Genomic DNA, 22,709 nt, shown 5'->3' with positions numbered 1-22,709 from the left:
ATTCCCCTTTCTATAGCAAACTGTTCAGTTTCGGTCTTAGTCGATGAACAGCACTGATTCGATCAATACGAATCTGTTTTTCTTCATTGGATATGTAAGCAAACTCCATCTCATTTCCTAGTTCGGGATAAGAGTCTGGCGCTCTATTAATATGGTGAGCAATCCTGAGTTGAGAAGGTTTCATTACGGATGCTGCAATGATCGCTTCTTCGTTGCCTTTCGTGCCGCAGTGAGCGATCCCTTTTAGCGAACCAAGAATATAAATGTTTCCTGTTGCCATAACTGTTGCTCCCGGATTAACGTCGCCAATCAGAAGCAGGTCTCCTTGAATATCAAGCACCTGACCTGATCTGACGACTTTTGAAACAGTTACAACTTGAGCATCTTTTCTCATCTCTTCGGCTTCAGCTTTCGTGATAACCTCTGATTCAATATGATCTAAGTTAAGATTTTCTTTTTGTTTAAGAACTTCTATTAATTTCTCTTTTTGTTCAGCTGTCAAATAACGATTCCCTGCTTTTACTTTAACGGATATGACAGGGCCGTTTAACATCTGGCTGCTTCCGGCGGTTAATTTATCATTAAGCTCCTCGACTAATAGATCGAAGGAACACTTATCATCCAACAATAAAACGAGGCCGTCTTTTGTTCCTTTAATTGTAACGTTGTGCTGGAGTTTTTGTACCATTGCCATTGTTCACCTCAACGTACTAACATTCGACAGCTAGGTCTAAATTCCTCTTTGCAGAAGTTAGTTTTCTTTTAGAGTATCCTTTATTTGGTTCAACTGCTTTACAAACGGATAATAAATGAGTATCGCAAAGAAACCGTTTAAGATGAGGGTAGGCAACAATCTTTTATACAGGAATACATCTAACATCTGAGTACTGATCCCTATAAGACTGTTCAAACCGTATACAAAAAACTCTAAAATGGAAACCCCTACTACGGACAGAAGCAAAGTCACGATCAAGTTCCCAAATAAATATCTTGAAAAAATTGATGTAATGTATGCTGTAGCAGCCATTGAAAACAAATACACACCAATGATGTCTGTATACAAAAGGTCAGTTAGCAGACCGAAAGCAAGACCATACAAAAGTCCGTATGTCGTGTTTACATATATGGCAACAAACAAGATTAATACCATTGAAAAACGAGGAACCAGCTGCCAATCCATACTATTATCCTGAGGCAAGAAAGCTTGTACTAAAGAGCTTTCACTTATAAAAGCTAAATAGATAAGAAAAGGAAGAAAGACTTTTTTCATCATTCTTCCTCCTTTTCTCTTAAACTTTCATCCACTGCAGGCATTTCACGTTCAAGCACCATCACATGATCAATATCATAAAGATCTGCTGAAGGCTTTAAATAAGCCGTTTGCGTTAGGCCAACTTCATCTGGTTCAATATCAATAACTTCTCCGATGAGCAGGTTGGGCGGAAAGACATCCCCAAGACCAGAAGTAATGACCTTTTGGCCTTTCTTGATCTTTGCATCTACAGGTATCTTTTTAAACACTAACGCCTGTTTTTTTGCATCATAACCTTCGATCGTTCCAAAGATATTCTTCTCACCTTGAACGATGGCAGAGAAACGATTCGTACGATCATTATCACTGATCAACTGAACCGTTGATTGGAACAAGGACACATTTGTAACTTTTCCAATAAATCCTTGCGGTGAAATGACTGCCATCTTTGGTTTAATACCATCTTTTTCCCCTTTATTAATGTAAATAAATTGATTCCATTGGTCAGGGGAACGGCCGATCACAGTCGCTTCTCTCACTTTAAAATCGGTGAGATCTTCTTCTTTGTCTAATTGTGCTTTAAGTGTTTCGTTTGTTTTTTTAGCTTCCTCATACTGTACATAAAGTTTTGCGTACTCATCTAACCTAGCTTTTAACATTTGATTCTCTTTGTAGAGCTGCTTCATTTCAGCTAAATTCTCAAAGAAACCCGCTAGTGTATTAGCGGGTTTATAGAAAATCGTTTGTGTTAGTCCTGCAGAATCTTTTAAAAACTGTTCAGGTAAGGTTAGGCTTTCCCTTTTTTTCATCGAAAAACCAATCAGAGCTACTAGAATAATAATACTGACTAATAGAATGATAAGGCGTTTATTCGAAAAAAAATGTGGCATGAAAATACACCTACTTACTTGGATTTAGATCTAGAAGTTATACCAGCCTTGGATTTAAAAAGGTGCAGGTTTTCAAGCGCACGGCCAGTCCCAACTGCTACACAATCCAACGCGTTCTCAGCCACGATAACAGGCATCTTCGTCTCTTCACTGATTACTTTATCCAAGTTTCTTAATAAAGCACCTCCACCAGTTAGAACAATACCACGATCCATAATGTCAGCAGCAAGTTCAGGTGGTGTTTTCTCAAGAGTTACTTTAACAGCATCCATGATGCTATTAACAGTATCACGCAACGCACTGGAAACTTCTTCCGCCGTAATCGTAATCGTTTTTGGAAGACCTGTCAACAAATCTCTACCGCGGATGTCCATATCCTCGATACCATCAGGCGCACCAGCTGAACCGACTTCTAGTTTAAGTGTTTCAGCTGTTCTTTCACCAATCATAAGATTATAAGTCTTCTTAATATATGCGATGATTGCGTCATCCATTTCATCACCAGCAATTCGGATTGACTGGCTTGTAACAATTCCACCTAGTGAAATAATTGCAACTTCAGTCGTACCTCCACCGATATCAACGACCATGCTTCCTGTTGGCTCCCATACAGGAAGATCTGCACCAATTGCTGCAGCAAAAGGTTCTTCAATCGTATAAGCTTCACGAGCCCCGGCTTGTTTAGTCGCATCTTCTACAGCTCGTTTTTCAACTGCAGTAATTCCTGATGGTACGCAGACCATCACATAAGGTTTACGTGCGAAAACAGAGCGGTTTTTTTGGGCTTGCTGAATAAAATATTTCATCATTGTAGCTGTTGTTTCAAAATCAGCAATAACTCCATCTTTCATTGGTCGTACGGCAACGATATTACCAGGAGTACGTCCAATCATATTCTTAGCAGCATTACCTACTGCTTCAATTGAACCTGTGTCAGTACGCAAAGCAACAACGGAAGGTTCACGCACAACAACACCCTTGCCCTTCACGTAAACAAGTGTGTTTGCAGTTCCTAAATCAATTCCTAAATCTCTTGAAAATCCACCAAACATTTATGTAGACTCCTTTCATCAAGCAAAACTCATAAGTTTGATTATACGCTAAAAAAGAAACAAAAGACAATGTTAAACATATCCTTTTTCTTTTAAACTTACGTATCTTTGATCACCGATTATGATGTGATCTAACACTTCAATTCCCAACATCTTTCCGCACTCTACTAATCTTTTTGTTACTTCAATATCTTCCCTGCTAGGAGCAGGATCACCGCTCGGATGATTATGAAAGCAGATGATTGAAGCACTAGAGCGTTTAAAGCCTTCTTTAAATACTTCTCGTGGATGTACAATAGAGGTATTCAGACTTCCTATAAATACTGTTTTTTTATAAAGCACTTGATTTTTAGTGTTTAAATACAAACAAACGAAGTGTTCTTGCTGTAAAAAACGCAGTTCATCCATTAGATATCGAGCTCCATCTTCAGGTGAACGTATCGTGTACCTTTCTTCAAACTGAAGACGGCTGATACGTTTTCCAAGCTCGATAGCAGCCATCAGTTCCACTGCTTTTGCAGATCCTATACCGTTGATCTCTTTCAATTCACCAATTGTTGCTTCTTTTAGCTGCCTTAATCCTTCAAATTGCTGAATGATATGATGGGCAAGCTGGATAGCCGACATTTGCTTCGTACCCGTTCTTAAAAGAATAGCTAACAATTCATAGTTGGAGAGCGCTTCAGGACCATCATTTAAAAGTCTTTCTCGCGGCCTCTCCTGTAATGGGTAATCTTTTATCATAAGCGGCTTTGTGACCACTTACGTCCCCCCTATTATTCAGTCTTCGTGACTGACTCGGTGAATGAAAATCCGAAATCTTTTAGTGATCGAACCACCTTAGAAATCGGTAAACCTACAACATTGAAGTAATCACCATCGATTTTTTCAACTAATAGCGATCCAGACCCTTGGATTCCATAACTGCCAGCTTTATCAAATGGTTCACCGGTGTTTAAATACCAATCAATCGTATTTTCATCTAAAGTGTAGAAAGTAACACTTGTCTTAACAGAGAAAATCAATTTTTTTGTTTGATCTATTAAACAGACTCCCGTGTAAACATCATGTGTTTGACCTGAGAGCATCCTTAACATTTCGGCAGCTTCAATCCGATCCTTCGGTTTGCCAAGACGATTATTCTGATAAGATACAATTGTATCTGCACCTAAGACCACACAATCTGGTTTTTGAGTAAAAATGTCAGCAGCTTTCTGTTCAGCCAGTGATTCAACCAATCGACTTGGAGTAAGGGAAAGATCCATTTTTTCTTCAAGTGTACTTGGATACGTTTCAAATGGAAGAAGCGTTAATGACAGAAGTTCATATCTTCGAGGTGAAGCAGAGGCTAATATGAGGCGTTTCATGTAATCACCTTTCATCTAATTCTTTGGTGTATAGTTACGTACAGATTTACAATAGCAAACTTGTTAAAATTAGACAAATTACGCCGAAAAACATACTTCTATTAGTTTTTCGGTTCTTTACCGGATTTTATGTGGGCAAATGATTAAATTCATTGACGAATTCCGACAAAATTCTTAAAAGCTATCAATCAACACATTACGTTTTACACGATCACACCCAAACTTGTCAGACACTAAAAAAGGTATGACTCAAGAATTGAGGCATACCTAATTTTTTTAGTTTCTTTTCTTCTATTTTTAAATATTGTTGCTTTCAAAGCCGTGTCTCCTTTGACAGGTGAGACACTTAAGAGTGAAACGTACGGATGTGGCCCACCGCCTGCCCCACGGAAAACGAACAACTGGAAAGGAAATTAACTCCTCCCAAAAGCAACAAAGTTTATGGAAACAGCCCTTTTATTTTAATGTTTCAAGTAGCTTCGTGTATGACTGCAGGCTATCCATTACTTTTTGCTGAAAAGCCCAGTTCAGTTCTCCCTTTTTTGAATCCTTTAACGCCAGAAAAGCACCTTCAAGCTGCTTTTCAAAATCTGATGCTGCTTTCGTTGTACTTTCACTCCACTTGCCTTTTTGCCCTTTTCCATACTCTTTCCACTTATTAAAATCACTAAGTGTCCGATCAAGACCAGACCCACTTGCTTCTGGCATCTGAGAAAGGGTGAGTGTATTTTGAAGTAGAATCTGACCATTCGTAAAATAGGTTTCATCTAGCTTTGTTGGTGTTTTTAATTGATCGAATGAAAAAGAGAGCGATTTAAAGAGTGGCTTATCCATTTCTTTTTGATAAGCTTCATTAAATTTATCTAATTGATGCTTCTCATTTCCAATGCCAACGATAACAGAATACTTCTCTTCAGATTTAAAAACAACTGCTGAGAATCCTTTCTCTTCTATGGATTTTACAACACTTTCAGCTCGATCCTTTGAAGAGAAGACCCCCGCTTGCAGTGCGGAAAAATCTAATTTGATCGGTCTAATCGTTACAGATTTACTAGAATCAGCTATTTTTTCTGTAGCAACTGCTGATGTTTCGGTCACTTTATCTCCAGCTTCCGTGATATCGGAAGAGAATACCGTTAAGACTAATATCCCTAATATGGTTCCCGTAACGATAGCCCCCATTATTGCTGCAACAATTTGCTTAGGAAAGCCTTTCCCACTGTTCGGAACAAGGAAGCTTGTCCTCTTGTTTATCACATGTCCGTTCTTTCTTTTGAAAAAGTTTTCACGTTTCTTGAGAGAAGTTGCCAGGATCGTATATCCTCCTCTGTTCACTTCCTCGATGGCAGCAGCAACCTCATCATTATGAACGGGTTGCTCGTTAACAGGTGTTTGGTCTTCACTATAGTTCGTTTCTTTACCATTGATCAAGATGGATATCTCTTGTTTCATTTCATCCGCTCCTCTCTATCATCTACTAAAACATATGCTTTTTTCGTTTTAATAGAACAAGAAAAAGGTAGGAACATAAAAAAATCTAGGGGTTATACTCCCTAGATCCTTTAACCGATATAAGCGGCAACTTTATTTCTTCCTTGTTGCTTTGCACCTGTATACATGGCACGATCTGCGTTTCTTACTAATGTGAGTGCATCTTCCCCTTGATGAGGAGCAGTTGCAACACCGATACTTGCAGTTATATAGATAGTATGTCTACATTGGTCGGTGAGGTCATTATGTATATCGAATCCTTGATCTGAAATAACAGAACGAAGCTGTTCAGCTAATTGGATACCCGCTCTATCTCCTGATTCAGGCAGCAAGATGATAAACTCTTCTCCACCATATCTTGCAACTGTTCCTCGATCACCGATAAATTCTTCTAGCCTTCTTGCTAAGAGGATCAATACTTCATTTCCACTTTGATGACCATATGTATCATTTACTTTTTTGAAGTGATCGATATCCAATAAGATAATTGAGAACTGCTTTCTAAAATATTCATAGTTTTGGTACATTTCGGTTAGAATGTTCTCGAAATATCGGTAGTTATATAAACCCGTTAAAGGACATTGCTCACTTTTTAACTTAGTGGATTCGTAGTTTCTTGCATTATCGATCGCTACTGCTAAATAGTTTGCTAAGATCTCAAGTATGATAAGGTGATGCTTCTGAAATGCGTGTTTTTCTTTTGATGCAAAGGTGATAATACCAACGATCTTTTGATTTCTGATCATAGGCACTGATAGTACAGATTGTGCTTTTCCTTGAAAGAAAGTATCCGATATCTTTCGCCATGGCTTCAATTTGCTATAACGTATACTTTTTCCTGTAGACCATACTCTCCCACTGATCGCTTCATGCTTCTTAATAGGAACTGTGGTGAGAATACCTTCTTCACTTTCGTATTGACGTATGATCTTTAGATTTTCCCCCGCATCTGCATCATATATAAATGCAAAATCAACATTCATAAAACCGATTAGTCTTTCTATAAAAACATCTAGTATATGGTTTACCTTCAAATGTTCAGAAAGCTGCTGTCCGATCTCACTCGCTTTTTGAAGAGCATCGTTAATCTGTTGACTAACATGATAGAGATTAATAATGATAGATAATGAAAGAAATGGTAGACCGACATAGAAGATTCCAGGCCGCCCCAGTTGAGAGTATAGAACATATAACATGAGACCCACAGGAATAGCTAGAACTTCTGATACGAAGTCCCAAACTGCATCACGCTCAAAAAAAGCAACATCTTCTTCGTATAGTACTTTTACGATGAAGTAAAGACCAACGTGATTTAAGACTAATCCCGTTAATACATAAGCGACTACAGGGATCAGATTAATAGATTCATCTCCTGCAAACGGTCCCACTTCACCTCCTAAGAGATGAAAGACAGTGCTTTCGCAGATAATTAACCACGAAAACATGAGGGTGTTCGCCATATATCTGTAATATTCTTTTATAACATGAAGTTTCAATGAGATAAACATCGCGATTAACGCTAAGAGTGTTACATATAAGGCAACTGTTAATCCGTAATATAAGAATACGGCTAGATTGATACCTGACATAAAAGAGATGTTCGTATCCATTACTTTAATAGGGAAACAAGATACAACGATCGCTAAAAAGCTTATAATACCAAGATCGATTACATTGATATCAGGCTGATTACTCGTCATCTGAACAGCCGTCCAAATCGCGAGTGGGAATAAGAAAATCCAAGCCACTGTAAGAATCATACGTTTTTTTCTATTTGCCATACGAGTCGCCACCACCTTGTCCCCCTTCCAAATAAGAAATGTTTAAAATACACATCTTTTTTACTAGGACAAATTCATTATCTTTTATTTTATCAAAAGTTCTAAAAATTACAATAAATGTTATTCCAAATTTGTAAATGTTTTTCTGATTTCTGAAATAAAGTATAGCGATCCTGTAATAACGAGAACATCATCTTCCTGTAATTGCTCTTGTAGATGTCGCAATGCTTCTCTCCAAGAAGAGATGCTATATGAATTTTCCAATGGACTTTCTCTTAATAATTGTTCTGCAGATGCTGCTCTTGGAAAATCAAAGGAAGTAAAACATGCTTCGTAAACGACACTGACTAAGTCCTGCAACATCGTTGCATATGCCTTATCCTCTAAAGCCGCAAACAAAAGAAAGATTCGCTTTTCTCCATAATGATTGTTCAGAGTTTGTTTAAGAGCAGCAACACCTTGTTCGTTATGAGCTCCGTCAATGATTATATCGGGTGAATGTGATACTTTTTCAAATCTTCCAGCCCAATTTGCTTTACGAAGTCCATCCTTTATCGTAGAGAGCGAAACTTCGAATCTATGAGCTCTTGTTAAGAACCTAACAGCTGCAACCGCTAATCCTGCATTCTTGATCTGGTGCGTTCCCATCATAGAAATCTCCAGTTCAATACCTCTATGATCTTCAGAATCTGTATAAAGAAACCTTTCCCCACTATGTGCACTCTCAAGGTGCACAACAGAAAAATCACGATCTAAAAAGTAGTTCTCTGCATTCATTTCCTTCGCTTTACGATCGATTACTTCACGTGCTTCAGTTTGGTCTGCTGTTGTAATAACGGGTACATCCTGCTTGATGATCCCAGCCTTTTGAAAGGCTATCTCCTTAAGCGTTTCACCGAGTATGCCCATATGATCAAACCCTATATTTGTGATGAGGCTTAGAATAGGCGTTATCACGTTAGTAGAATCGTATAGACCTCCAAGTCCCGTTTCGTATACAACGATATCAGGTTGTTTATCAGCGAAATAAAGCAGTGAAATCACGGTAATCACTTCAAACTCAGTAGGGCTACCTAAATCCGTTATAACAACTTCTTCAACGAGCGGTTTTACAATCCTTGCATAATGAAGCAACTCTTCATCTGAAATAGGGATTCTGTTCAGCGATACTCTCTCATTGAAGGAAATGAGATAAGGAGATGTAAATGTACCTACTGAATAACCCGCTTCATTCATGATACTTCTTATATATTCTACAGTTGAACCCTTACCGTTCGTGCCTGCAATATGTATACACGTTATCTTCTTTTCCGGATTGCCTGTTCGTTCTAGGAGCCATTCCACTCGTTTCAAGCCTGGTTTGATTCCAAATGTCAACAAGCTATGAATCCACTCTAGAGCTTCCTTGTAAGAATTCAAGTTAATTCCGCCTTTCTAATCATAAAGAAGGCGAATCCCTGCTAAAATAAGGATTCGCCTCATATTGATGATGGTTAGCTTTGAAGTTCTTTAATACGTGCCAATACGTTATCATATTTCTCTTGATAATCCGCTTCTTTTGCACGCTCTTCTTCTATTACCTTTTCAGGTGCCTTCTTCATAAATCCTTCATTGCTTAATTTTTTCTGTACGCGTTCTACTTCTTTCGCGTATTTTTCTGCTTCTTTTTCAAGTCTTTTAATTTCTTCATCAATATTTAATAACCCTTCAAGTGGAAGGTACATTTCTAAACCTGTTAAAATCGTGCTCATGCTCTTCTCAGGTGCTGAGATTTCATCTGAGATGATGAGTTCACCAGGGTTACAGAAACGAACTAAATAGTGACGATTTGATTCAAGAGCTGTAAGAATTTCTTTATTTTTTGGTTTGATCTGCAGTTCGATCGGCTTACTAGGTGCAACGTTCATTTCAGAACGAATGTTACGAACTGAACGGATCACTTCAGTAATTAGCGCAAATTCTTTTGCTGCTTCAGGGAAATGAAGGTCTTCGCGCTTTTCTGGCCAAGCAGCAATCGTGATCGATTCACCTTTATGAGGCAAGTGCTGCCAGATTTCTTCTGTAATAAATGGCATGAAAGGATGAAGCAATCTTAACGTTTGGTCTAACACGTGAGCTAGAACAGAACGAGTTGTTTTCTTCGCTTCCTCGTCTTCCCCATAGAGTGGAAGTTTCGCCATTTCAATGTACCAATCACATAGGTCATCCCAGATAAAGTTATAGAGCAGGCGTCCCACTTCACCGAATTCGTAAGCATCGATCAAACGTGTGATACCTTCTGTCGTCTCATTTAATCGAGTCAGAATCCATTGATCTGCTAACGATTTTTTTCCGCTTAGATCAATCTCATCGTATTGCATGCCATCCATGTTCATCAATGCGAAACGAGATGCGTTCCAGATCTTATTAGCAAAGTTCCAAGTAGACTCTACTTTTTCCCAATAAAAACGAAGGTCGTTTCCTGGTGAACTTCCTGTAGATAAGAAGAAACGCAATGCATCCGCGCCATACTTCTCGATAACATCCATCGGGTCAACACCATTGCCGAGTGATTTACTCATCTTTCTTCCTTCGGAGTCACGAACGAGACCGTGAATCAGTACATCATTAAACGGCTTTTGTTCCGTAAACTCGATCGATTGGAAGACCATTCTTGAAACCCAGAACGTAATGATATCGTAACCTGTTACTAGTACGTTCCCTGGGAAGTAGCGCTTGTAATCAGCCGCTTCCTCATCAGGCCAACCCATCGTTGAGAACGGCCATAGAGCAGATGAGAACCACGTGTCTAGAACATCTGTATCCTGCTCCCAATTTTCCGGATCTTTCGGTTCTGTCTTACCAACATAGATCTCTCCCGTTTCTTTGTGGAACCATGCAGGGATTCGGTGACCCCACCAAAGTTGACGAGAGATACACCAGTCACGAATGTTTTCTATCCAACGCATATACGTATTCTCGAAACGATCAGGAACAAAATTGATCTTATCTTCACCTTTTTGAAGCTTGATCGCTTCATCTGCTAACGGCTGCATCTTAACAAACCATTGTGTTGAAAGATATGGTTCAACAACTGCTCCACTACGCTCAGAGTGACCAACAGAATGAATATGCTCTTCGATCTTGAACAATACACCTTGCTCCTGAAGATCTTTAACAATCTGCTTTCTACACTCAAACCGGTCTAGTCCTTGGTAAGCACCAGCATTGTCGTTCATCTGACCGCCTTCATCCATTACAAGGATACGCTCAAGGTTGTGTCTGTTTCCGATTTCAAAGTCATTCGGATCATGCGCAGGTGTAATTTTTACAGCGCCTGAACCAAATTCCATATCAACATAATCATCTCCAACAATTTCGATCTCACGTCCAACGATTGGCAGAATCGCTTTCTTACCTATTAGATGCTGATAACGCTCATCTTTTGGATGTACAGCGATCGCTGTATCACCAAGCATTGTCTCAGGACGAGTTGTAGCTACTTCGATATGTCCAGACCCATCTGCTAGTGGATATTTCATATGATAGAACGCACCTTGAACATCTTGGTGGATAACTTCAATATCAGAAAGAGCAGTTTTCGTCTTCGGATCCCAGTTGATGATATATTCACCGCGGTAGATTAAGCCTTTTTCATAAAGCGTAACGAAAACTTCTTTAACAGCTTCAGACAATCCCTCATCTAAAGTGAACCGTTCACGAGAATAATCTAAACCGAGTCCTAGTTTTGCCCATTGCTTACGAATGAACTCTGCATACTCTTCTTTCCATTCCCAAGACTTCTCTAAGAACTTTTCACGGCCTAAGTCGTATCGAGATATCCCTTCTTCACGAAGCTTCCCTTCTACTTTCGCTTGTGTTGCAATACCAGCATGGTCCATCCCAGGCAGCCATAGAACATCGAATCCTTGCATACGTTTCGTTCGCGTTAAGATATCTTGAAGCGTTGTGTCCCATGCATGGCCGAGGTGTAGTTTTCCTGTTACGTTAGGAGGTGGGATTACAATCGTATACGGCTGTTTCCCTTCCTCACTCTTTGCTTCAAAAAATTTGCCTTTTAACCAAAAATCATAACGATTTTCTTCTGTAGCCTTCGGATCGTATTTCGTTGGCATCGTCAGTTCTTTCTGTTCGTTCGTCATTCTATTCTCCTCCTTTATTTCTAAAAAACAAAAAAGCCCTCTCGTCAAAAAGGACGAAAGGACTCCGCGGTACCACCTTTATTTACGGCAAGTCTAAATAAACTTGCTGTACACTCATGAATAACGGATGGACCGTCTTCTCTTACTTCTAGTTTCAGAGAAGATGCTCAAGGGCGACTTCCAACTAACTATCCTTAAGGATTCTTTCAGCAGATGAATCCTCTCTCTAAAAGGTGTTATGTTGTACTATTCCCTGTCTACGCGACAATATAGAATCTGAATATATTTTATACAACTTATCTGTTTTTAGTCAATAGTATTGCCGTAACTTGTAAAAGTTATTCTATGCTTTTGACACTTCTATCGTGACAGCCTGTCTTTCACATTAATCATATTGCTGCATAAAGTATAAAAAATGGGCGATTGGAGGGCTTGTCTTGTCTAGAAAATATTTTCGAAAAACACGTTTTCCGGGGTGGTTTATCACCCTCAAGCAAACAATCGGACAATTGACTGCGCCACTTATTGTCTTTCAGCTTTTAAGGACGATACTATTTCCATCTGCTGTTGATTTTATCATCCTTTTAACCTTAGTCATCCTCCATGTGTGTTTCGCTTATGATGTTCTTTAAAAAATTAAAAAAAGATCACATATAGTCGCTATATGTGATCTCCATCATCATTTATGTGAATTTTTGTTGGAATTGAATCTGTTGGTTCCATTGGTGCAGGTGGTGGAGCCATCATAATCGCATCACAGAAATCCCGGATTTTCTTCATCGCTCTTATTCTGCTCTCAAGCCTATGCACCATTTCAATTTGAGAATAATCGTTGCGTTTCATGCAATAGAGATCCACTGCATTAAACACAGGTTCAGGATAAGATAAATAACTAATTAATAATCCTCTTTCTTCGTTTAGCAACGGTACATGTTTTTCATACAGATCTAATAACGATTTTCCTTCTTCAGGAGTCCATTCTTTTTGATGAGCCGCCCTTCGAAAATATACCGCTAAATCTCTGATCGGTGTATCCAGAACGGCTTTTTCAAAATTGAGTAGATGACCTTCCCCAGTTGGGTTAAAGATTAAGTGATTTCTTGAAACCTTCCCGTGACAAAGTACGCTCCGGTAACGTTTTTCTCTTTGACACGTTTCATACCACTCTTTTAATCTCCTTTTTGCTTCTTCTGTCATTCTCATAATTTGATGAAAGTGACTGAGATAGGTTAGTTCAAAGGGAGACATATACGTTTTCTGTTCTGCTTCTTCTGTAAATCTCTCCATCTCATATTGCCTATTTTCCCACCTGTTCATGAGATACTGATAAGAATGTTCGACCACTTCATTCGAAAAGTCCTGCTCTTTCAGTGTTAACGCATGGATCTTTCCTAAATGATCGATAAGAACCTCGTCTTTCGCTCTCTCATTTCTTTCATCAGACGCAAACCATGGCATTAGATAATACGTTCTAGATCCTAACTGAACCGTATAATCACCAAACTTAGTTGGATAGAGAGGAACGACCTGATGAAAACCAATCTCAGAGAGACGCTGAATCACATGCGTAAACCAGCTTCTTTCGTCCTCTGTCATCTCTGCTTCTTTCAGTGCAAATGTACCCCTTTTCGTTATGACCTTCTTAACCTTCCCATGCTGCTCTAACTTCTCGGGAAATAGATCATAATGAAAAAGGACGGGCCCGTAATTTAATGTATCTTTTTCCGTTGTCATAGGGCCACCTTCCTTCTTTTTTCATCAAACCATTCAGTTACTGTTTTGACCAATGTTCGATTACTTTCCCAGCAAACTTCATATTTCTTCAAGCCGTCTATCATTCTTTCAAGTGAGCTGTTATCAAGTTGATCTAGACAGTCATACAGTTCCCAAGGTGTAACCACCTCAGCTAAAAGTAATAATCCTTGCTCACTTTCCAAAGAAAAATGCTTATTCACCTCCGTTAACAAAAATTTTAATGAAGAGGTTGAAGTTTGTTCGAGCCACTCAACTAAAAACTTACGAAGTGGCAGATATCCCTTAATGGGTAAAGCTTCACTGCCTTGATAAAATAAGAAGTGAAAGATTTTCCTTCCATTCTTTATACTTAACTCTCCATCAAGAACGGGCAATGGATGATTTCTCACGTTATTTTTGATAGCATGAGAAAATTCCAATCGTTGTTTACTCTCATTTATACTTGTAACCATACATTGGAAGTTCGCTTCTAAATACTTTTGAGCGCGCGTTATACACTGATTCAGATCAAAAACAGGCTGTCTGGTTTGTTTCACAAAAACATCTTGGTTATCCGAAGACATAGCCGTATTTAGCAACGTACCAATGAATTGCCCCCAACGTTCTATATCTTCACATCCATACCATTCTTTTGTATGATCATGAACAGTAAGCCACCTGTTTCCATATTTTATGGCAGCTTCACCGCTTTTAGTACGAATCATACGATCTGGCACGGCGCTAGAGCCTTTCGAGGACTCATCGCGCCATCTAATGTGCCAATTTAGATTGTCTTTTTCACTCCAATAACGAATTCGTTTTTCACCATAATCAGTCATGATCAGATACGGTCTTTCTTTCCACCGTATCCCATAAAGTTCATATTCTTTTTCTAAGGTGTTGATCAGCTCCATAATATCACCTCGACTTAACGTGAACTGACTGGGATATATATGATCTGCCCCTCGGACACCTCACCTTGTTGCAGTTGATTCATACGCATGAGTGTATTCAATGAGATATCATATCTCTCACAGATATGTTCTAAAGAATCTCCTCGTTGAAGAATATACATTTTCATCTTGGAAAAACGGTCTTCTTTAGCAGAAAGCATCTTTGTTAAATAAAGAGCATTTTCATCTTTAGGTTCCTCCCGCTCCTTATTCATTTGCATCGGTTCTGCTTCAGCCTCATATTCTTCATAACTCGTATCGTAGGATTCATAAGAGTTTTCTTGATCTTCTTCTGCTTCATTGTAGTTCACAATCTCGTATTCTTGCTCAGCTTCATACGATTGCTCTCCATATTCGTATGAAGGACGTTGTGATGCATTTTGCTGATATTGATAATTTCCATACTGATTGGATTGCTGTTGATAAGCATCTTGTTGCTGATAAGTTTCTTGTTGGTGGTATGTTTCTTGTTGGTGGTACTCCTCTTCTTGCTGATATCCACCTTGATTCTGGTATGACGTTTGTTGCTGGTAAGCTTCGTGTTGCTGATAGGGATTGTAGGTGTAAGGTCTATTCGTATCTTGATAAGTTTGATCGTATTGAGGATAGTTTGATTGTGAATCTTCAGCTTCTTGATAAGAAGCATCATAGCTCTCATAATCACCTTCTACATGATCATAAGCTTCTGTTTCATTATTTTCTTCCATCTCTTCTACTTCTCCATAAAATTCTGAATGCTCTTCATCTGAATCAGCCGTTTCTAAAGATGAAGAATCATTATTTCTTGTATCGTTCATTGAGAAAGCAATAGCTTTTAAAGAATCGAATGTAGCTTCCATCGTTCGATCATCCTGTGCCTCAAAGTGCGGCTTAAATTCAAACGGTGTTGACTTTTCTGCACGAACGTCAGCTTCCTTCTCATCAAACCTAGCTGCAAATTCATTAAGATGTGAAGACTGTGAAGGTACACCGCCACTTTGACGTGCCTCAAACTGGAAAGGAGTAAAAATATCTTGTTTTTCTTCTTTCTGCAATGATTTTTCTTCTACGGCACTTGTTCGAACCGCTTCTTTTGGAAGATCATATGCAGGACTTTCTTGACGCTGCTTCTCATCTTTAATCCCATAAATACAAATCGATGCAGAAAGTTCAAAGCAAGTTGAGTTTGGAAGTTCATATTCAAACGATTCAACTTCCACTTTTACCTCATTTGAATCTTCTACACGATAAGACGGAATGGTGATATCGACTGGAAAACGGTGCACAAGTTCTGTCATCCCATCTTCTGCTACATTCAGCTGAGTAAGAGAGCGGTAAGACATGCTCTCAGAGAGCGTATTCTGATCTGTTACACCCTCATTCTGGTCTTGTTTTTCTGACCGGTATCTGCCATTTAAAATAAGGGCTCCCTTGATATAAACCTGTCCGGCTTCCTCAGTGATTTGAATCTCAGGATCTAGTGACATCGACAAAACTTCAGCTACTTCCTGTCCCTTCTTTAGCCAAACAGACTCCTCAATGGAGAAACGCAGCTTCGATTGACTCATGCCCTTCTCCTCCTTTCAGGTTGCATATAGTTATACAATATAGGTGTATGAATGAACAGGACGAAATATGATTTTTATTAGATAAGAGGTCCATAAAAAACAAAAATAGCGTCCGCTAAAAGTAAGCGGACGCTACAATAAACATGACTATTTTAATTGTGAAAAAGCCTTTTTGAACGCTGCGATGGTTTTATTAATATCTCCCTCTGTATGAGCAGTAGATAAGAATAATCCTTCAAATTGTGACGGAGGCAGCGAGATCCCTTCTTGAAGCATCGTTTTAAAGCAAGCGTTAAAGTGATCTAAATTGGATTGCTTAGCTGTTTCGTAATTGATAACATCTTGATTCGTGAAGAAGAAACCGATCATGCTTCCTGCACGGTTGATCGTATGTGCCACTCCGTAATGCTCAGCAGCTTCAGATATTCCGTTAGCTAATTGATCTCCAAGTTTTTGAAAATATGTGTAACTCTCTTTTGTAAGTTGCGAAAGTGTAGCATAACCTGCAGCCATCGCTAGAGGATTTCCTGATAACGTTCCTGCCTGATAGATCGGTCCGCTTGGCGCGATCTGTTCCATGATTTCTCGTTTCCCGCCATATGCGCCAACAGGCAGACCTCCACCTATTACTTTTCCTAAACATGTTAGGTCAGGTGTTACTCCAAAATAACCTTGTGCACATTCATAATCTACTCGGAAGCCTGTCATTACTTCGTCAAAAATCAATAGAGAACCATGTTGTTCAGTCATTTTACGAATGCCTTCTAAGAACCCTTTTTGCGGAGGAACTACACCCATGTTACCTGCGACAGGTTCAACAATCACACAAGCGATATCTTCTCCAAATTGATCAAAAGCTACTTGTAAGCTCTCTAGATCATTGTATGGAACCGTGATCGTATTCTGTGCGATGCCTTCTGGAACACCTGGAGAATCAGGCAGACCAAGCGTCGCAACACCAGAACCTGCTTTGATCAATAAGGAGTCCCCATGTCCATGATAACACCCTTCAAATTTAACGATTTTGCTTCGTCCTGTGTATCCTCGAGCTAAACGAAGAGCACTCATCGTCGCTTCTGTACCAGAGTTAACCATTCGCACGACTTCAATTGAAGGGACACGGTCGATCACAAGCTTTGCAAGTTTTGTTTCCATTTCATTAGGCGCACCAAAACTTGTTCCCAGTTCAGCCGTTCGCTTAAGCGCCTCTACTACTTGATCGTCAGCATGTCCAAGGATTAATGGTCCCCATGACAAAACATAATCGATATATTCATTACCATCGATATCATAAATCTTAGATCCTTTTCCGCGTTCCATAAACACAGGATCCATCTTTACAGATTTAAATGCACGTACAGGACTGTTAACTCCTCCAGGCATAACATCTTTTGCTTCTTGAAAAGCAGCAATTGATTTTTCAAAGCTTCTCATACCAACACCTCTTTCCTTATTTTTCATTCAGCCATCTTGCAGCATCTTTGGCAAAATACGTAATAATCAAGTCTGCTCCTGCTCGTTTCATAGATATCAGTTTCTCAAGTACGATACTCTTCTCGTCTACCCATCCGTTCATAGCAGCCGCTTTGATCATGGAGTACTCTCCACTCACGTTGTATGCTACTAGTGGAAGGGGATATCTGTCTTTTAATTCTCTTAGAATATCTAGGTAAGAAAGAGCTGGCTTAACCATTAAGAAATCAGCGCCTTCAGCAACATCTGATTCTGCCTCTCGTAGTGCTTCAAGTCGGTTAGCCGGATCCATCTGGTACGTTTTTCTATCCCCGAACTGTGGTGTGCTATGCGCTGCATCACGGAACGGACCATAGAAGGATGATGCATATTTTACTGCATAAGACATGATCGGAACATCATAGAATCCAGCTTCGTCAAGCCCTTGTCTGATCGCTGCAACAAAACCATCCATCATGTTTGAAGGTGCGATGATATCTGCTCCAGCTTTTGCCTGGGATACAGCTGTCTTTGCGAGCAAAGTCAACGTTTCATCGTTCAACACTTCACCATTTTCGATCACGCCACAGTGTCCATGGTCTGTAAATTGGCATAAACAAGTATCTGCAATGACAGTTAGTGATGGAGCAACTTCTTTAATTTGTGAGATGGCTTTTTGTACGATTCCATTATGATCATAAGCTGAACTTCCGCAATCGTCTTTTTCAGCTGGCACACCAAAAACAATAATAGACTGAATGCCAAGGCTTTCGATTTCTTTTACCTCTTCTTGAAGAAGATCTAATGATAGGTGATACACACCCGGCATAGAAGGGACTTCTTTTTTAATGTTCTCTCCTTCGACAAAGAACAATGGATAGATAAAATCTGAAACATGAAGATGCGTTTCACGTACTAGTGAACGCATGGATGCTGATTTTCTTAAACGACGATGACGCTGAAAATTCATATTAACTTCCTCCTTGAAAATAAGAGATGGCACAGTTCACCATATCTTCTGCGGTAAATTGCTTAGGCATTAGCACTCGATGATATCCGCATTCTTCTGCAGCTTTTTTCGTTGTTGGTCCAACACATATCACAGGTTTTTTAAGAACTTCTCCTGTGTCCAACCCTCTACTCATGAAAGTCACGGCAGAAGGACTCATAAAAAAAAGACAATCTGCTTGATGCACGAGCGACCAATCTAAATGATCTTCTGATTCGGTTTTGTAAACAACTAACTCATCTATTAATGCTGTACCTCTCAGCTCCTCTTTAATGAAAGATGGTGCTAGATTCCCTTTTGGAAATAGAATTTTTTCTTGAGGTAAGACGTGTTTTTTTAACGTCTTCACTAAGCTTTCTGCATGAAAGTGTTTGGGCACAAGAATAGATGTAATCCCTCTCGTTCTTAAAGATTCAGCTGTTTTCTCACCAACTGCGGCAAACTTAACATCTCCCAAAGTGAGATTACAATCAGAAATCAGTTGAAAAAAATGATCTACTCCATTTTTGCTCGTGAAAATGATCCATTGGTAAGACGATAGATTGTTTAACAAGGACACTTCGTTCTTAACACCTTTTATAGAGACAATAGGAAAAGAAAGAGGGAGTCCGCCATTCTCCCGTATGAGTGAGATTAATGGTGCTGCCTGCTCTTTCGGCCGTGTAACAAGTATTCGCTTACCTGCTAGTGGTCCTATAGATGTATTCATTATGAATTTAAATCCTTTTTCACTGTATCTAGTATGCTTTTCGCACCTAATGTTTTTAATTCTTCAGCTAACTCTACACCTACGCGGTACGGATCTTTGCCTGACTTCATTTCTTTTAACACGGTCTTTCCTTCAGGATCTGCAACAAGTCCTGTTAAAGAGACCTCTTGGTTGTCGTCCATCGTTGCGAATGCTGCAATTGGAACTTGGCAGCCTCCTTCTAGTGTGTTTAAGAAAGAGCGTTCTGCTGAAACCGTATCAAACGTATAAGCGTCGTTCAGTGTAGCTAACAATTCTTTCACTTCTAGATCTTCACTTCTGCATTCGATAGCTAATGAACCTTGTCCTACAGCAGGAAGACACAAGTCTATGTCTAAGTATTCAGTAACAACATCTGTAGACCAGCCCATTCTTTCAAGTCCTGCAGCAGCTAGAATGATCGCATCAAACTCACCAGACTTTAACTTGTTAAGACGAGTATCAATGTTACCTCGAATAGATTTAATCTCAAGATCCGGGCGTCTGTTCAGAATCTGTGCTGCTCTTCTTAATGAACTTGTTCCGACAATAGCACCAGCAGGAAGCTCTCTTAACGAAGAATACTTTTCAGATATAAGAGCATCTCTTGGATCTACGCGTTTAGGTGTACACCCGATCTCGAGCCCCTCAGGCAGTTCAGATGGCATGTCCTTCATGCTGTGAACGGCAATATCAATCTCTTTATCTAACATCGCTTGTTCGATCTCTTTTACAAATAAGCCTTTTCCGCCTACTTTTGAGAGTGTAACATCAAGAATGATATCACCTTTTGTTACGATCTCTTTCACTTCAAATTCAAAAGGCATTCCTGACTTCTTTAATTGTTCGATCACCCAGTTTGTTTGTGTAATCGCTAATTTACTTCTTCTTGAACCTACTATGATTTTTCTCATGATATGAATCTCCTATTCTTTACTTATACCAAAGGTGAAATTCAGTGAACGTCGACGCTAAAAAGTAGTTGATCAAAACGACCAGGAAAGCTGCAGCGTTCCAAAGCGCTAACGTTTTACCTTGCACACCTCTTCCAACCTTTTGATAGAGGTAAGTACTGTAAACCAAAAGGACAATAAATGACGAGATGACTTTGGCATCAAGAAGTGTAAAGTCACTTATTTTCCAGAATGCCCATACGACTCCCAATATTAGACTAAGCAAGAGCAACGGCACTCCGATCGTATTTAATCGAAAAGAAAGCTTCTCTAAGTATGATAGGCTCCCAAAACGCTGCAGTCTTTTGCTCCATTTCTTTCGTTTCAACATACCATGCTGTAGCAGGTACATGAACGAGAATATAAAGGAGAGTGAGAATGCTCCGTATGAGATAAAAGCCATTGTTATATGGATGATTAATAATTCTGAGATCAGCTGTTTCTCAAGAACTGCACTCGCTTGACCTGTTGGAGCAAACAAATGGATCGAAACGAGCAAGAAACCTAGAATGTTCGTAAAAAACACTAAAAAATCAACCCGGAAAAACCTGCTCATGACAACCGAAAACGTCACGAGGATCCATGCATAAAAAAACAAGCCTTCTGAGGGTGTTAATATAGGAAACCGTTGGTCTTTCAGCATCCTTAACACAAAAAAGACCGTTTGAAGTACCCAGACAATAGAAAGCAACCAGAAAGCAAATCGGTTTGCTTTCCGGTTGTTTTGAAGGAAATCTATAAAATAGCCTATGATGCTAAGTGCATATAGAACGATAGTCAGATCATATATCCAATTCATTTTGCTCACACTCCATGAGCTCGAGGGAAACGAGAGCTTAAGTTCTTACTACAGTCGAAGGAACAACTTCATCTGTTAGTGAAGACTTCTCTTCGACGTTTGCAGCAAATGCTGTTTCCAACTGCTTCTGTTTATCCAAATAATCTTCAAGTCCGAAGATTTCAGTAAATAATTGCAACTGTTCTTCAGCTCCTGGTTCGCCAGCCATCTCTTTGGCTCTTGTCACAGGATCACGAAGTAATTGATTCACGATACTCTTCGTATGTTTGCTTAAAATTTTTCTTTCTCGATCAGTAAGATCCGGTAGCTTGCGTTCGATGCTCTGCATGGTTTCTGCTTGTATGTTTAATGCCTTTTCTCGTAAAGCAGAAATTAACGGAACTACACCAAGCATTGAAATCCATGATTGGAAAGCAACAATTTCGGCTTCGATCATAATTTCGATCTTTTCGGCTTCTTTCATTCGTTCAGCAAGGTTAGATTCTACAATACCTTCTAAATCATCAATATCATACAGAAAAACGCTCTCTAAATCATGAAGCTCAGGATCTAAGTCACGAGGTACAGCAATATCTACCATGAACAGTGGAAGACCTTTGCGTTTTTTAACAGCTGGTGCTGCCATTTTCTTTGTAATGACAAATTCACTAGCTCCTGTAGAAGAGATCACAATATCCGCTCTTATGAGCAAACTCTCAAGATCTTCAAAAGGATGTGCTATACCATGAAACTTTTTAGCTACCTCTTGCGCTTTTTCAAAAGTACGGTTGATTACAAGTACTTCATTACCACCGCTCGCATGCAGATGTTTCGCTGTAAGCTCACCCATCTTACCTGCACCTACGATTAAAATGGTTTTATGTTGTAGACCACCAAAGATTTTTTTCGCGAGTTCGACAGCTGCATAACTAACCGATACCGCATTTTCCCCGATATCCGTTTCTGAATGACATCTCTTCGCAAAAGTGATCGCTTGTTTCATGAGTTTATTAAATATAGTTCCTGTTGCATCAAGTTTTTGTGATTCCAAGAATCCATCTCTTACTTGACCAAGGATTTGTGTTTCACCAATCACCATAGAATCCAAACCAGCAGCTACACGGAATAGATGCTCGACTGCTGCTTCTCCGTCTCTGATGCTCAAGAATGGTGAAAGTTCTTCTTTATCAATTGAAAACCAGTCCGCCAAAAAAGATTTGATGTAGTATCTTCCGGTATGAAGCTGATCGGCAACAGCATAGATCTCAGTACGGTTGCACGTTGAAACGATTACACATTCAAGTATACTTTTTTGTTTTCGGAGTGTAGAGATCGCATCCGTTAATTCAGCGGGCTGAAAAGAAACTTTTTCCCGAATTTCTACGGGTGCCGTTTTGTAATTAAGTCCAACCACTAGAATATGCATGCGCTCACCTCCCTTAATTATGTATGTTCTTTGTTAATTATAACATGTCCCAAAATACGGAATATCCAATAATGTGAACAGAATTTAAACGTTTATGCTATGATGTATTTATTATCTTTTTGGTGCCGTGTATAGCAGTTTTAGGATAACCATAA

General features: G+C 39.4%; 19 protein-coding genes and 1 other annotated feature. All 19 genes read right to left on the bottom strand.

All coding sequences use genetic code 11. The features are described 5' to 3' along the window. Positions 1-10 precede the first annotated feature (10 nt). The gene (minC, locus tag FS458_RS06330) at positions 11-688 is read right to left on the bottom strand and encodes a septum site-determining protein MinC (protein WP_144698802.1); all 678 of its coding nucleotides are present in this window, start codon (positions 686-688) and stop codon (positions 11-13) included. A 63-nt stretch (positions 689-751) separates the two neighbouring features. After that, positions 752-1,273 (bottom strand): rod shape-determining protein MreD, encoded by a 522-nt coding sequence (gene mreD / locus FS458_RS06325; protein ID WP_144698800.1) that lies wholly within the window; start codon positions 1,271-1,273, stop codon positions 752-754. Then, positions 1,270-2,142 carry a rod shape-determining protein MreC gene (mreC, locus tag FS458_RS06320; protein ID WP_066396538.1) on the bottom strand — a complete coding sequence of 291 codons (873 nt, stop codon included), beginning with the start codon at positions 2,140-2,142 and terminating at the stop codon, positions 1,270-1,272. Before mreC ends, mreD begins: the two co-directional genes overlap by 4 nt. A 14-nt stretch (positions 2,143-2,156) precedes the next feature. Next, positions 2,157-3,194, bottom strand: coding sequence for a rod shape-determining protein (locus FS458_RS06315; RefSeq protein ID WP_137788747.1), 1,038 nt, complete (start codon positions 3,192-3,194; stop codon positions 2,157-2,159). 72 nt (positions 3,195-3,266) lie between these two features. Beyond that, on the bottom strand, positions 3,267-3,938 hold the full coding sequence (radC, locus tag FS458_RS06310) for a RadC family protein (RefSeq protein WP_144703339.1): 672 nt from the start codon (positions 3,936-3,938) through the stop codon (positions 3,267-3,269). Between the two features lie 32 nt (positions 3,939-3,970). After that, positions 3,971-4,561 (bottom strand): Maf family protein, encoded by a 591-nt coding sequence (locus tag FS458_RS06305; protein ID WP_144698798.1) that lies wholly within the window; start codon positions 4,559-4,561, stop codon positions 3,971-3,973. Positions 4,562-5,017: 456 nt separating this feature from the next. Then, positions 5,018-6,013, bottom strand: coding sequence for an SPOR domain-containing protein (locus FS458_RS06300; RefSeq protein ID WP_144698796.1), 996 nt, complete (start codon positions 6,011-6,013; stop codon positions 5,018-5,020). Positions 6,014-6,123: 110 nt separating this feature from the next. Continuing rightward, the gene (locus FS458_RS06295; protein WP_144698794.1) at positions 6,124-7,833 is read right to left on the bottom strand and encodes a GGDEF domain-containing protein; all 1,710 of its coding nucleotides are present in this window, start codon (positions 7,831-7,833) and stop codon (positions 6,124-6,126) included. 120 nt (positions 7,834-7,953) lie between these two features. Then, positions 7,954-9,252 carry a bifunctional folylpolyglutamate synthase/dihydrofolate synthase gene (locus FS458_RS06290; protein ID WP_260858484.1) on the bottom strand — a complete coding sequence of 433 codons (1,299 nt, stop codon included), beginning with the start codon at positions 9,250-9,252 and terminating at the stop codon, positions 7,954-7,956. Between the two features lie 74 nt (positions 9,253-9,326). After that, on the bottom strand, positions 9,327-11,975 hold the full coding sequence (locus tag FS458_RS06285; RefSeq protein ID WP_144698791.1) for a valine--tRNA ligase: 2,649 nt from the start codon (positions 11,973-11,975) through the stop codon (positions 9,327-9,329). 46 nt (positions 11,976-12,021) lie between these two features. Then, positions 12,022-12,244 (bottom strand) — a binding site (T-box leader). Between the two features lie 391 nt (positions 12,245-12,635). Continuing rightward, entirely contained in the window at positions 12,636-13,709 is a 1,074-nt protein-coding gene (ysxE, locus tag FS458_RS06280) for a spore coat protein YsxE (protein WP_144698789.1), read from the bottom strand. Beyond that, positions 13,706-14,623, bottom strand: coding sequence for a hypothetical protein (locus tag FS458_RS06275; RefSeq protein ID WP_144698787.1), 918 nt, complete (start codon positions 14,621-14,623; stop codon positions 13,706-13,708). The genes ysxE and FS458_RS06275 overlap by 4 nt, the downstream gene beginning before the upstream one ends. Before the next feature lie 14 nt (positions 14,624-14,637). Beyond that, a complete protein-coding gene (locus tag FS458_RS06270; RefSeq protein ID WP_144698785.1) occupies positions 14,638-16,209 on the bottom strand; it encodes a LysM peptidoglycan-binding domain-containing protein in 1,572 nt (523 codons plus the stop codon). Between the two features lie 147 nt (positions 16,210-16,356). After that, complete coding sequence (gene hemL, locus FS458_RS06265) at positions 16,357-17,643, bottom strand: glutamate-1-semialdehyde 2,1-aminomutase (protein ID WP_144698783.1); 1,287 nt, start codon at positions 17,641-17,643, stop codon at positions 16,357-16,359. 16 nt (positions 17,644-17,659) lie between these two features. Continuing rightward, complete coding sequence (hemB, locus tag FS458_RS06260) at positions 17,660-18,631, bottom strand: porphobilinogen synthase (protein WP_144698781.1); 972 nt, start codon at positions 18,629-18,631, stop codon at positions 17,660-17,662. 1 nt (position 18,632) lies between these two features. Beyond that, on the bottom strand, positions 18,633-19,379 hold the full coding sequence (locus tag FS458_RS06255; protein WP_144698779.1) for a uroporphyrinogen-III synthase: 747 nt from the start codon (positions 19,377-19,379) through the stop codon (positions 18,633-18,635). Further along, complete coding sequence (hemC, locus tag FS458_RS06250; protein WP_144698777.1) at positions 19,379-20,311, bottom strand: hydroxymethylbilane synthase; 933 nt, start codon at positions 20,309-20,311, stop codon at positions 19,379-19,381. Before hemC ends, FS458_RS06255 begins: the two co-directional genes overlap by 1 nt. 19 nt (positions 20,312-20,330) lie before the next feature. After that, entirely contained in the window at positions 20,331-21,149 is an 819-nt protein-coding gene (locus FS458_RS06245; RefSeq protein ID WP_144698775.1) for a cytochrome C assembly family protein, read from the bottom strand. Positions 21,150-21,186: 37 nt separating this feature from the next. Then, entirely contained in the window at positions 21,187-22,554 is a 1,368-nt protein-coding gene (gene hemA / locus FS458_RS06240; protein WP_144698773.1) for a glutamyl-tRNA reductase, read from the bottom strand. Positions 22,555-22,709 lie beyond the last annotated feature (155 nt).

The sequence above is a fragment of the Fictibacillus phosphorivorans genome, from assembly GCF_007673525.1.
Lineage (GTDB): Bacteria > Bacillota > Bacilli > Bacillales > Fictibacillaceae > Fictibacillus > Fictibacillus phosphorivorans_C.
The sequence above is the reverse complement of the archived record's forward strand: the minus strand, read 5'-3'. Positions and strand labels throughout refer to the sequence as shown.